This is a genomic window from Vibrio sp. R10-SG3-ISO10 (genome assembly GCF_059834185.1).
The window spans coordinates 448,996-460,992 of record NZ_JCBDHG010000002.1 but is presented as its reverse complement, the minus strand read 5'-3'; the positions used below and the strand labels follow the sequence as shown (position 1 = coordinate 460,992).

Genomic DNA, 11,997 nt, shown 5'->3' with positions numbered 1-11,997 from the left:
TTATGGTGCTTGCCGTTTGGTTGTTATCTCCAAGCGTGCTGAGTAAGGAAAACGATCTGCGAGAAGTCTCGTTTTATACTGAGGCCTATCCGCCTGCCAACTTTCTCCAAGACGATATAATTACTGGGTATTCCGTCGAGATTCTGATGGCAGCGAGTGCCTTAGTTGGCGAACCTGTCACGCTCTCTCAAATGACTCTTCAGCCTTGGGCTCGCTCGTATCGCACCGTGTTGACACACAAGAATTCCGTACTTTTTTCTACAACACGTTCTGAACATCGTGAAAAGCTGTTTCAGTGGGTGGGGCCGATCGTTGATATCAAAGTGGTTGTCCTTGCAAGAAAAGACTCAAACATCAAGATTAACGATGCGCTTGATATGGCTAAGTACCGTATTGGTGTAATCCGAGACGATATCGGTGAGCAAAGCTTACTAGAACTCGGTATTCCGAGAAACTCGATGCAAGAGGCCTCTTACGTCACCGTCTTGGCTGAACAGTTAATGAAAAAGCGTATTGATCTGCTTGTCTATGCCGATCGCGCTGCTTATTGGTGGTCGCGTCAAGCAGGTGTAGACCCAAGCATATTTGAAGCTGTATATGTGGTTAAGGAAGGGGATTTATATTTTGCCGTTAATCGCAATACAGACAAAGAAATCGTCGATAAGCTACAAAAAGGGCTTGAGTTGCTGAAGAAAGAAGATGAGTCGGGTATCAGTCGCTATCAACAAATACTCGATAAGTACTAAGGACAGCGTTGCGCTGTCCTTATGCGGTTAGACTTTGGCTTTTTTGACAAAGTATGGGTTGTCGAACTTTTTAGGGCTTCCCAGTTCAGAAACCACCAACTTGTTCCACAATTGAAGATCGAATTCACCTTTCTCAATCGAAGGATACAGTGTCTCTGCTTCTTCAAGAGCGAAGCGGATGAATTGCTTCTTCTTAATTTGATTGTATTTACGTGCCACGCGATTGTGCTTCGAAATCCATTCTTGTTTAAATGCAATCAAACCCGGCTCAGCCTCTTCTAAAGGCAATCTTGATAAGTAAATACGCTTGTATGACACTTTACGGTCCATCATGGTGCGCATTGCAGTTTGAATGTACTTACCATGATTGGTAATCGAGATATCGTTTTTATCAAAAAGTTGGACACTCCAACCTGACGGAAAAAAATTAGGTTTGCGGTATTGCTTATTCCTAACTTCGATTGCTTGGTGCATGACAAGATCAGAGGTGCCGTTGAACGTCTGCTGCCATTTGCCTATACGGATCTGTACGGCCGTTGGCAATCGATAAATATTGGTGAATTTATCTTGTTCCATATTAAGTACACTACTATACGTCTATGAATATGAAGACGGGAAAAAGGCGAACCTACGGAACGCCTTAGACATTGCTTATGTTTTATTCTGCCACAGTGTAAAGACTAGCGCGTATGCAATCTAGTCGTTTGAGTCAATTGTAAGTCAGAAATGTGGCGGCTTACGTTAGCGTTAGATTATACATGATAACTACTGGCTGTGCGATATGTGAGCGATGACAGTTGTATCATTTCATTACGTAACGCCTAAATATCTTAAACAATATTCTGTAAAGTGTATCTACTACTAAGGGGCGACTGCGCCGCCTAAGGTTAAATTCGTCGGCCATTTCGAAATACGGTTACCACCAAGAAAAATATTGCCGTTTACAGTCATGGTGTCGGGGAATGTCGTAATCTTTGACCCGCCGATATACAGATTGCCATCGATGGTTATCCCTTCAGGTAACGTTTCAAGCGGAGTTCGTATCACGCTGAGATCCCCTTTTACGCGCAATCTTGGCGGCAAAGAGGTGAGCGGGGTATCAGTTAGGTTGATATAGCCGCCGACTTTTACGCCAGAAGGCCACCTTGTGATTTTGGAGCCTAGCAGGTTAGCATAACCTTTGATTTTTACCCCTTTATCAATCTTGCTTAGGCTGCAGTTAGTCGCAGTCAAACTGCCCTGAATATCCACGCCTTTGGGGATACGTTTAATCGAGGTTTTGGCAATGTTCAGATTCCCTTTGACCACCAAGCCACTGGGCAATTCGGTATAGGGCTTATTGCGCAGATCTAAGTTACCATAGTTATCTAGATGGTTAAGAATACGAAATTGATCTAGAGCGACAGCATGGGTATTCAGAGAGAATACGACTAACAAGATTGAAAACAGAATACGCAGCATAGTCGAACGAGGTTTGTAAGAGTGATACCTAATATTAAGTCTAGGCTTAAATAGTGCAATGATATTGGCTTGTTGAAATAAAAAAACGGGCTGAATAGCCCGTTTTAGATAAAAATCAAATAGTTGATTATCGCGCTAGAGAGCGAGTTTTTAGTTCAAAGATCAGTTTCTCAGCACTTACCTCAAACTTAAAACGAGCCGTTAGCTCAGTTGATTCTTCAGTGATAGGAGACACTTCAAATTCAACAGCCGCACAAACTTGCTTGGCTAACTCAACATACCTATCCAGTTCTGCCTGTAGTAGTGTTTGGCCAGCTGCAAAGATAGTTACTTCGGCAACATCATCACCTTCTTTAATGATGAAACCCATTTCGCCTGCACAGCCACATGCTTCGCATACTTGTTCTGGTTCAGTGCTCATCTCAAATCAATCCTCTTACAAATAATAGGGCTATATTACCCAGTAATTAGATCTGAATCCATAAAAAGGACTCTGCTAGCAATAGAGTAAATAACAGTATGATCTATTGTTTGCTGAAATTTTGCGCAAACATAAACACGACGAATTGGTTAGTGCTAAGTGTGATTTAGATCAATAAATCACGAAAATTCATGTCATTCTCGCGTCAGAATGCTATTCAGTTAGTTGTAAGCACCAACAAATTGTAAGATTATCGGTCGCTCAATATTATATAAACAAAAAGATAACGTCCTTTGATTTCATAAATATCGTCAATGGTTATTTATGGAAAATTAGCTTGCATTACACAACAATTAGATAAGCCGTATGGTTTAATTGTGGTTTGGTCTTTTACGTTGAAAAATGACGTACGATACTAAAACGGAAGTTAGTGACATTGGACGTCAATAATTAAAGACGGATATACAGAGAGAAGAGCCTAAACATGCCAAAGCGTAGTAAAGAAGATACTGAGATCACCATCCAGAAAATAATGGATGCGGTAGTAGACCAACTATTACGACTCGGTTACGACAAGATGTCGTACACAACATTAAGCCAACAGACAGGTGTATCAAGAACAGGTATTAGTCACCACTTTCCGAAGAAGACTGACTTCACTGCTGCACTGGATGGTCGCATTTTTAAAATGTTTGTCGAGCACGTTAATTTTGAAAACGGACTGGAAGCATTTTCATCTAGCTGGGTAGCTGCGCTAGATAACGAAGAGTTTCGTGCGATCCTACGTCTACTATTCCACCACATTGTGACTTCTCAAAGTACACATGAGTTTGCCAGCAATGGTATTGAGCGCCTTTACAAGGTTTGTGAAGAGAAGCTCGGTGATGGTAGTGCAAAAGAACTTGAGTGGTTAATTGGTCGTTCACTGATTCGAATGGCTCAATAGTCAAAAAAAGCCTTCTTCGGAAGGCTTTTTTGATCCTATAGAAACCTACTATCGGTAACTATAGCTTTCTAAACTGGGTTACAAGCTTTCCTTGTGAGTCTAAGTTTTCGACCAGTCCTTCACATTCGTCTTTAGTATCACTTGCTAACACATTGGTTGCTGCGCAAACATCACTGATTGATTGAACGCTAGAGTTCATTTCATCTGTCACTCGCGCCATTTCTTCAATCGCAGTAGCGATTTGATTGTTCCGGTCAGAGATATCTGTCACTTGATGAAGTAGGGCATCCAGTTTATCTCCGGAAGTATTAGCACAATCGACACAGATGTCTGAAAGTTGATTGCCTTCATTCATGGCTTGAACTGCTTTTTCAGTGCTGGCTTGAATGAGCTTGATGATGTTCTGGATCTCCTCTGTTGACTCGTGGCTTCGTTGAGCTAATTGGCGGACTTCATCTGCTACTACGGCAAAACCTCGACCTTGTTCACCCGCGCGCGCTGCCTCAATCGCTGCATTGAGTGCTAGTAAGTTGGTTTGCTCTGCGACACCTTGGATGATGACCAGAACTTCGCCGATAGTTCTACCATGCTCTACCAACTGTTGGATAACCTCAGAAGCCACACCCAGTTGTTTGGACAGCTCACTGATTGAATCGATAGTTTGAGTAACGGAAGCTCTACCTTCATTTGCAGCGGTACTTGCTTGTTCTGTGACATCCGAAGCGCTTTGCGCATTTTGAGCTATTTCGTTAGCGGTAGAGTGCATTTCATTGATCGCAGCAGCAACTTGTTCTGTCTCCGAAGTTTGACCAACAAGGTTCTCTGCGGTTGTCTCACAGTTTTTAGCCGAGGAACTCGCCGCCTTTGATATTTGTTGGTTGGAGTCTTGAATTCGGCCAACTATGGAATTGATTTCTGATTGGCGCATCTTAAATGCAAGTTGAATCTCTGAAATATCGTCTACCCGTTTGTTGTATACCAACTCCATTAAAGGGTTGTCGAAAACTTTCCGCGCTTGGGCCGAGAGTTCTTCTAAGCGCCTTGTTTGTGCGTAGGCAGTGGCGGTGCTAAGAGCAAAAAATACCCAGATAGCAGTAGTGGGGGAAAAGGAGGCGATAGCACTTGCTGCTATGGCTATCAACAACATAACGCTTGCCATTCGTTGCCACAACCGAGTTCGAGGTAGTTTAAGCTGAATAGGGGTATTGCCTTGATTGAGCTGCGCATAAATCTTTTCGGCATTTTTGACGTGCTCTCTCTTAGGCGCAAGTCTCACCGATTGATACTCGACCGTTTTGCCACTCTCTTTTATCGGGGAAGCAAAAGCATCAACCCAGTAGTGGTCACCATTTTTACAGCGGTTTTTCACCAATCCCATCCATGAGTTACCTTGTTTTAGATAACCCCACATGTTTTCAAAGGCTGCTGGTGGCATATCTGGGTGTCGGACGATGTTATGGGGTTGGCCCACTAACTCATCCAACGTATATCCAGCGACTTCGCAAAAATCCTGGCTTGCATAGGTGATATGGCTGCTTGGCTTAGTGATAGAGAGTAAATTGTATTCTGGCGGATACGTGATTTCCCTTTGGGTTACGGGTTGGTTTACGCGCATAAGGTTCCCCTATTACTTCCTTTTATAAAACGATTTCTAATGACCGAGTTCCATTCAGTATATGAACAAATTGAATACTTGACCTAATTACTAGGGATTAATTTTGTTTTTGATTCTTTTGTTATTTGTCACGTCAATTATGTGGTCTAAGCTTAATTGCATAGTCAATTGTTACGACTTTAGTTGAAGCCTTCACGAAGTGGCGGGTAAAGATGAGGAAGCAAGGATGTCAAACAATAAGTCGGTTGGTTCATATACAAGTGCGGACAGCTTACTTAAGTTGCACGATTTAACAGAGGCTGACTTGGCGCTTATCCGTAAGTTTGGCGATCTAATGTTGCCTAAACTGCATGACTATGTGGGTCACTTTTATGACTGGCTAGAGAATCAACCCGAATATACACAGTTTTTTGCAGACGATAAAAAGTTGAAACGGGTTCAGAATGCGCAAATTGAGTATTGGAGTACATTTTTCAAAGCCAAAGTAGACGACGAATATGTTAAACAGCGCCGAGATGTAGGAGAGGTGCATGCGCGTGTTGGTTTGCCTTTACCCACATACTTCGCAGGTATGAATATCTCGATGGTTATCTTCACTAAAAGGATGTACGACGGAAGTTTATATAGTGATGAATACAGCTCGCTTGTTACAGCCTTTACGAAACTGCTTCATTTAGATACCACAATCGTAGTTGATACTTATTCACGCTTAATCAATCGCCGTATTGCGGAACAGAGCGAAGCGCTTCTTGCAATGTCTACGCCAGTGACCATGGTGTGGCAAGATATTTTAATGCTCCCTATTGTGGGGATCATTGATTCCAAGCGGGCGCAAGACATTATGTCGGCTGTGCTCAACAAAATATCCGAACACCGCGCTAAAATTTTCATTATGGATATCTCAGGTGTTGCGGTTGTCGATACCGCCGTTGCCAATCACTTTATTAAGATTACCAAAGCCACCAAATTGATGGGCTGTGATTGTTTAGTGTCGGGCGTTTCACCGTCAATTGCGCAAACCATGGTTCAGCTTGGTATCAACGTTGGAGAAGTACAAACCAATGCTACCTTAAGGGATGCATTAGAAAATGCATTTGAAATGATGGGGTTAAACGTACAGGCACTAAAAGCACTCTCTTAGTTTGAGGCTTAGCATAATAATGAAGAAGTCTATTTCCATAAGTCAGTTACAGAATGTTCTTGTTGCGACGATTCAAGTCGACTTGAGTGATGAAGTCTTAGATGACTTTCGCTTTCACTTGCTAGAAAAAGTCGCAAGCCACTCGATTAGTGGTGTACTGATTGATTTGTCGGAAGTTAAAACCTTAGATCGCGCCGATTTCGATAAGTTGTTTACCATTGCAAAAACGGTACAAGTTATGGGTAGGCGCTGTCTGTTTGTTGGTATACGACCTGGTATTGCAATGGCATTGGTTAACATTGGCTATCATACCGAGCAGCTGCCTTGTGTGCAGAGTATTGACGATGGTTTACATCTGATAGGAGGTGTCATTGATTGATTCTAGTGCTCCTGCAAAAGTGATAGAAACGCATCATGTTACGTCAGAGTCAGATGTCATGAGTGTTGTATTGGCTGTGTACACTATAGCTCAGCAGCTTGGGTACAGCGCTGCTTTTGTAAGTGAGTTAGCTACGTCGGTATCTGAACTTGCCACTAATATTGTGAAATATGCGGGAGAAGGTGAGGTATCTATTCACCAAGTTGAAACTTCGCTAAATATTGGCTTGAAGATTATCGCTTCAGATTCCGGGGATGGAATTAGCGATTTGACAAGTGCGTTGAAAGACAATTATTCGACCGGGCAATCTTTGGGGCTTGGGCTTCCTGGTGTAGTGAGAATGATGGATGACTTTGATATTCAGTCTTCACCTGAAATAGGGACAATTGTCACTATTACCAAGTGGAAGAACTAATATGGGGTTTCAATACAGCGTCAAGTGCGTCCCATATCGAGATGAACCGGAAGCCGGAGATGGCTTTCATATCTGTAAGCTAGACAACGGGCTACTGGTCACAATTATTGATGTTTTAGGTCATGGAGTAAAAGCCGCTCAGTTAGCCCGACAACTAGAACAGTTTCTTGATGCTAGTGGCAGCGCTGATATTGATTGGACAATGCGTCAAGCCCATTATTTCTTAGCCGGAACTTTAGGTGCAGCCATGACCATAGTTTTTTTCGATTCAACCAAGTTAAAAGGCTATGGTTTAGGTGTGGGAAACACTCTTGTTCGTCGGCTTGGAGATAAAGGAACGAGTTTCCATGCTCAAGCGGGGATCGTGGGTGAGACCTTACCGAATCTAAGGCATTTTGAATTCGAATTTACTAACGACTCCACCTTTCTCTTGACGACGGATGGTGTCAAAGAAAACATTTCTCAGTCTGAGTTAGAGCATGCCAATGGCAAAGCTTTGGATTACATCTCCTCTTATTTTATTGAGTCTTTCAGTAAGCCCTTTGATGATGCAACCGCAATAGTTGTGAGGTTCTCTCATGACTAACCAATATCACCTAACTGTTGCCAATAGTGATGTGTCTAGAATTGCATTGCGCAGAAAAATTGCTTCAATATTGGATGTCATTGGTTACCAACACATCGAACGTGACCAACTCCTAATGCTTGGCAGTGAAATCCCTCGGTATCTCTTTACACTTACAGACAAAATTCAATTGATAGCGGCATTGGATGATGAAATGCTGATGTTTGAATGGCGCTGTCCTGAACTTACCACACCTATTCCCCATTTAGCGATTCCAATACTGGATGTTCAGGTCTCCAAACAGAGTTTAATTTGGCGAATCCGGTTAGGTACAGCGCTTACTACCCAGCAACGTACCGCTATAGCAAGCATACTAGGAGAAAAATCACGGGATGAGTTGCTAGAAGAGTTGCAACAAAAAAACTTGGCTTTAGCAGAGCACCAACAAGGTTTAGAAGCGGAAATTGAGCGTCGAACGAAAGATCTGAAAGCCTCTGAGGCCTTGTCGAGTACTATTATTGATGGGGCTCCATCGAGCGTCGTTATTATTGATGCGTACCAGAAAATTGTCATGTGGAATAAGACGGCGCAGGAGACTTATGGCTTTACTTCCCAGGAAGTCACCGGCAAGAACTTATGTGAATTACTCAAAATCGAGTTGCCAAAAGACCTAGAAGAAATCATGAGTGGTGAGCTTTCTATTGATGATCAAGATAAGGTCAGTGGCGGTTTCTTTGAAGTTGAAACGTTCACCAAAGATGGAAGAATGATTCCAATAGATCTTGGGATTAGCATTTTTTGGTTTGATGACCAGTGTTGTGCAGCCATGTTTTTGCGTGATGTGACTTCGAGGAAGTTAGTCGAAGATGAGCTTACGAAGGCTCGTGCGAAAGCAGAGGAAGCGGTTGAAGTAAAGTCCATGTTCTTAGCCAACATGAGCCACGAAATTCGCACGCCTATGAACGCGATCATTGGTATGTCTCACCTTGCGTTGAAAACAGACCTTTCACCCAAACAACACGACTATTTGTCTAAGATCCACAATTCAGCTTCTCTACTGCTCGGTATCATCAACGATATTCTCGACTTCAGCAAAATAGAAGCTGGCAAACTTACCATTGAAGAGATCGACTTTTATCTCGATGATGTTTTGCACAATGTTTCTATGGTGACGGGTCAAAAAGCGTTTGAAAAAGGCCTAGAGCTTCTGTTTAAAGTCTCAAAAGATGTACCGAAAGTGATTAAAGGCGACCCGCTTCGCTTGGGGCAAATTATCATTAACTTGGTGAACAACGCGGTTAAGTTTACAGAGCAGGGCGAGATAGCGGTGTCGGTCAATGTCCGCCCTGAGTCGGATGGTCAGATTTACTTATGCTTAGACGTTCAGGATACCGGAATTGGAATGTCAAAGGAGCAAGCTGACAAGTTATTCAATGCATTTACTCAGGCAGATGGTTCTACTACCCGGCGTTATGGAGGTACAGGGTTGGGACTATCAATATGCAGAAGACTGGTCGAGCTTATGAATGGTGAAATTCGAGTTGATAGTACGCCTAATCAAGGCAGCTGTTTTTCATTTTGCGTCCTCGTTGGATTTGAAGAAGCCAATCAAGATAAATGTTTGGTGGTTCCAGATACGCTCCAATCAGTAAAAGCTTTAGCTGTAGATGATAATGAACATGCGCTACTCATTATGGAAGATTTACTGGATGTCTTGCCTAATAAGCCAGCTATGGTCAACAGCGGACAAAAAGCACTGCAAGAGCTTGAACGCGCCTCAGCGGCTGGAGAGCCTTATAACCTTGTGTTCATGGATTGGAAGATGCCTGAAATGAGTGGTATTGAGGCAACAAAGCTGATCCGCCAACAAATCAAACCGCAGCATCAACCCCAAATGGTCATTGTTACTGCTTATGACAAAGATGACATCTCCAATGAACTAGACGATTTAGATATTGCAGGATTCCTGGCGAAACCGATAGGACAGTCATTTCTGTTTGATCTATTGATGGACCTATTCGCGCCCCAAGGTTCATCGTCGAGTTCCCGCCATAAATCAAAAGCAGAAAAAGACGGTGGTATGTTTAACGGGTTGCGCGCACTGCTCGTAGAGGATAATGAGATCAATCAGCAAATTGCGGTTGAGCTGATGGAAGACAAAGCGATTCATGTGACGGTGGCCAACAACGGCTTAGAAGCGTTAGAAATCTTAGAAAAAGACAGGGATGCCTTTGACATAATTTTTATGGATCTACAGATGCCTGTTATGGATGGTTACGAGGCTAGTCGAAGAATTCGATCCAATGAGTTGTACGATGACATTCCACTGGTTGCCATGACGGCGCATGCGATGATTGAAGAGAGGGAAAGGTGTTTAAGTTTGGGTATGAACGAGCATGTATCTAAACCGATTGATCCAGACGCGCTTTATTCGACGATAAAGAGGTGCTGTGTCGATAAGCTCGATCTTAAAGATTCGAGGCAACAGTTTGCTGTATCGGAGCAAGAGAATGAGAGTGCTGTTGATACTAGCTACTCGATTCATGATATTGAGTTGCTTGACGCTAAAAGTGGGTTAATGCGTGTTGCAGGTAACGAAGTGCTCTATCAAAGATTGCTCTCTCAGCTTGTTGATAAAGAGCATGATTTCTGTAAGCGTCTAAACATATCGCTTGAGAAACAAGATTATCCCCACGCGAAACTGCTAATACATACGCTTAAAGGTTCTGCTGGGAATCTAGGGGCAACACGATTATCTGATATCGCCGCACGATTAGAGTCACAACTGGGTGAAGAAGGGACCAATCAAGAGTTTGAAAGCTTAATTGAGGAACTTGAAGCACATTTAGAGCCGTTTTTTATGGCAGTTTGCAAAGGGCTAGGCCGACCTTATCCCGCTGAAGTTAAAGAGAGCTTAGATGACGAGAGTGTCGCGCTGATAGCTCGGCTCGATATGTTACTTAATGAATTTGACTCTAGTGCTATCGACTTTCTTGACGAGCACTACATACGACTCAATACTTTACTAGAGTCGGAGAACTTCGAAGCCTGCTGTCGGAATATTCACGATTGTGACTTTCTAGCGGCAAGTCAGGCATTGAGAAAGGCGATCAGTATCTATCCATTAGATATTGATAAAGTGTTTGGAGAGTCAAGTGGCTGATTCGGTATCGAGTGTGCTTGTTGTCGATGACAACGCAGAAAATCGTGTGTTATTAAGCAGCCTGCTTAAGCCGCATCACAAAGTCATTGTGGCAACGAGTGGCCAGCAAGCTCTGGCTATCTGCGAAAATCAATCCCCTGACATTGTCCTTTTAGATATCATGATGCCTGAGATGGATGGTTATGAAGTCTGTGAGAGGCTCAAAGCCAATCCGAATACCCAGCACATTCCAGTTATCTTTCTCACCGCTAAAACTCAGATTGAAGATGAGCAACGTGGCTTTGAAGTTGGAGCGGTCGATTATATCCTGAAGCCGATCAGCCCACCGACCTTGCTATCACGTATCAATACTCACCTTAAGCTACGTTTCACGATGGAAGAGCTGTCTGAGCAAAACGAAAGCTTGGAACAACGCGTGAAAAAGCGTACTCGAGAGTTAGAAATGCTGCAAGACGCGACAATAGGCGCGATGGCATCATTGGCGGAAACACGAGACAACGAAACAGGAAACCATATACGTCGCACGCAAAACTACGTCAAACTGCTTGCTGAAGAGCTCCTGATTAATGGTCACTACACGGAAGAGTTGAGTCCGAGCTCAATAGAACTGCTCTACAAGTCAGCACCTCTGCATGACATTGGCAAAGTCGGTATTCCTGATAGTGTACTATTGAAGCCGGGTAAATTGACCGACGAAGAGTTTCATTTGATGAAGTTCCACACCACGCTTGGTCGAGCAGTGCTATTGACGGTTGAGGACTCTATTGACTTTAAATGTGATTTTCTTCAAACGGCAAAAGAGATTGCCTACAGTCACCAAGAAAAGTGGGATGGTAGCGGTTATCCGGAAGGTTTGTCAGGCTACGATATTCCTTTGAGTGCGCGGCTTATGGCGGTTGCTGATGTCTATGATGCGCTAATTTCAGAGCGCGTATATAAACCGGCTTTTTCCCATGAGAAAGCGGTAGGAATTATTGCTGATGGCTCAGGTAGCCATTTCGAACCCTTGATGGTCGATACCTTCTTAGCAATAGAAGAAAAATTTAGAGAGGTTGCGTCAACGTTTCGCGATGAAGGATTTGACGAGGACTCATTTAATCAAAAAGCGAGTGGTGAAGAGTAAGCCTAATATTGGTCTAGTGGTC

The 11,997-nt window shown here is 43.2% G+C and carries 12 protein-coding genes; 8 read left to right on the top strand and 4 right to left on the bottom strand.

The features are described 5' to 3' along the window. The first annotated feature begins 2 nt into the window (after positions 1-2). Positions 3-746: a substrate-binding periplasmic protein gene (locus tag AC6R16_RS02915; protein WP_500673595.1), complete on the top strand. Its 744-nt coding sequence runs from the start codon at positions 3-5 to the stop codon at positions 744-746. A gap of 27 nt (positions 747-773) precedes the next feature. Here the strand turns inward: AC6R16_RS02915 and AC6R16_RS02910 are convergent, their stop codons facing one another. From AC6R16_RS02910 to AC6R16_RS02900, 3 genes are all read right to left on the bottom strand, one after another. Next, entirely contained in the window at positions 774-1,322 is a 549-nt protein-coding gene (locus AC6R16_RS02910) for an MSHA operon transcriptional regulator (protein WP_500673537.1), read from the bottom strand. Between the two features lie 285 nt (positions 1,323-1,607). Further along, on the bottom strand, positions 1,608-2,207 hold the full coding sequence (locus AC6R16_RS02905; RefSeq protein ID WP_500641385.1) for a hypothetical protein: 600 nt from the start codon (positions 2,205-2,207) through the stop codon (positions 1,608-1,610). Positions 2,208-2,334: 127 nt separating this feature from the next. Continuing rightward, positions 2,335-2,628, bottom strand: a complete 294-nt coding sequence (locus tag AC6R16_RS02900; protein WP_500641384.1) for a YfcZ/YiiS family protein — start codon at positions 2,626-2,628, stop codon at positions 2,335-2,337. A gap of 484 nt (positions 2,629-3,112) precedes the next feature. On the opposite strand from AC6R16_RS02900, the gene AC6R16_RS02895 reads away from it, so the two are divergent. Further along, positions 3,113-3,574 carry a TetR/AcrR family transcriptional regulator gene (locus AC6R16_RS02895; protein ID WP_500641383.1) on the top strand — a complete coding sequence of 154 codons (462 nt, stop codon included), beginning with the start codon at positions 3,113-3,115 and terminating at the stop codon, positions 3,572-3,574. A 58-nt stretch (positions 3,575-3,632) separates the two neighbouring features. On the opposite strand, the gene AC6R16_RS02890 is transcribed toward AC6R16_RS02895, so the two are convergent. Then, positions 3,633-5,189, bottom strand: a complete 1,557-nt coding sequence (locus AC6R16_RS02890) for a methyl-accepting chemotaxis protein (protein WP_500673536.1) — start codon at positions 5,187-5,189, stop codon at positions 3,633-3,635. 226 nt (positions 5,190-5,415) lie between these two features. On the opposite strand from AC6R16_RS02890, the gene AC6R16_RS02885 reads away from it, so the two are divergent. The 6 genes from AC6R16_RS02885 to AC6R16_RS02860 are packed head-to-tail and all read left to right on the top strand — an operon-like array spanning position 5,416 to position 11,975. Further along, positions 5,416-6,330, top strand: a complete 915-nt coding sequence (locus AC6R16_RS02885) for a protoglobin domain-containing protein (protein ID WP_500641381.1) — start codon at positions 5,416-5,418, stop codon at positions 6,328-6,330. A gap of 19 nt (positions 6,331-6,349) precedes the next feature. Next, on the top strand, positions 6,350-6,709 hold the full coding sequence (locus tag AC6R16_RS02880) for an STAS domain-containing protein (protein WP_500673535.1): 360 nt from the start codon (positions 6,350-6,352) through the stop codon (positions 6,707-6,709). Next, on the top strand, positions 6,702-7,124 hold the full coding sequence (locus AC6R16_RS02875; RefSeq protein WP_500641379.1) for an anti-sigma regulatory factor: 423 nt from the start codon (positions 6,702-6,704) through the stop codon (positions 7,122-7,124). Before AC6R16_RS02880 ends, AC6R16_RS02875 begins: the two co-directional genes overlap by 8 nt. A 1-nt stretch (position 7,125) precedes the next feature. Continuing rightward, positions 7,126-7,710 (top strand): SpoIIE family protein phosphatase, encoded by a 585-nt coding sequence (locus tag AC6R16_RS02870; RefSeq protein WP_500673534.1) that lies wholly within the window; start codon positions 7,126-7,128, stop codon positions 7,708-7,710. Beyond that, the gene (locus AC6R16_RS02865; protein WP_500673533.1) at positions 7,703-10,852 is read left to right on the top strand and encodes a hybrid sensor histidine kinase/response regulator; all 3,150 of its coding nucleotides are present in this window, start codon (positions 7,703-7,705) and stop codon (positions 10,850-10,852) included. The genes AC6R16_RS02870 and AC6R16_RS02865 overlap by 8 nt, the downstream gene beginning before the upstream one ends. After that, positions 10,845-11,975, top strand: coding sequence for a response regulator (locus tag AC6R16_RS02860; protein WP_500641376.1), 1,131 nt, complete (start codon positions 10,845-10,847; stop codon positions 11,973-11,975). The genes AC6R16_RS02865 and AC6R16_RS02860 overlap by 8 nt, the downstream gene beginning before the upstream one ends. Positions 11,976-11,997: the final 22 nt, after the last annotated feature.

What these genes read in the sequence shown, in the direction of transcription:
- AC6R16_RS02910 (WP_500673537.1), bottom strand. Translation starts at nt 1,322, where the DNA reads ATGGAACAAGATAAATTCACCAATATTTATCGATTGCCAACGGCCGTA.
- AC6R16_RS02895 (WP_500641383.1), top strand. Translation starts at nt 3,113, where the DNA reads ATGCCAAAGCGTAGTAAAGAAGATACTGAGATCACCATCCAGAAAATA.
- AC6R16_RS02885 (WP_500641381.1), top strand. Translation starts at nt 5,416, where the DNA reads ATGTCAAACAATAAGTCGGTTGGTTCATATACAAGTGCGGACAGCTTA.
- AC6R16_RS02890 (WP_500673536.1), bottom strand. Translation starts at nt 5,189, where the DNA reads ATGCGCGTAAACCAACCCGTAACCCAAAGGGAAATCACGTATCCGCCA.
- AC6R16_RS02900 (WP_500641384.1), bottom strand. Translation starts at nt 2,628, where the DNA reads ATGAGCACTGAACCAGAACAAGTATGCGAAGCATGTGGCTGTGCAGGC.
- AC6R16_RS02905 (WP_500641385.1), bottom strand. Translation starts at nt 2,207, where the DNA reads ATGCTGCGTATTCTGTTTTCAATCTTGTTAGTCGTATTCTCTCTGAAT.
- AC6R16_RS02865 (WP_500673533.1), top strand. Translation starts at nt 7,703, where the DNA reads ATGACTAACCAATATCACCTAACTGTTGCCAATAGTGATGTGTCTAGA.
- AC6R16_RS02915 (WP_500673595.1), top strand. Translation starts at nt 3, where the DNA reads ATGGTGCTTGCCGTTTGGTTGTTATCTCCAAGCGTGCTGAGTAAGGAA.
- AC6R16_RS02880 (WP_500673535.1), top strand. Translation starts at nt 6,350, where the DNA reads ATGAAGAAGTCTATTTCCATAAGTCAGTTACAGAATGTTCTTGTTGCG.
- AC6R16_RS02870 (WP_500673534.1), top strand. Translation starts at nt 7,126, where the DNA reads ATGGGGTTTCAATACAGCGTCAAGTGCGTCCCATATCGAGATGAACCG.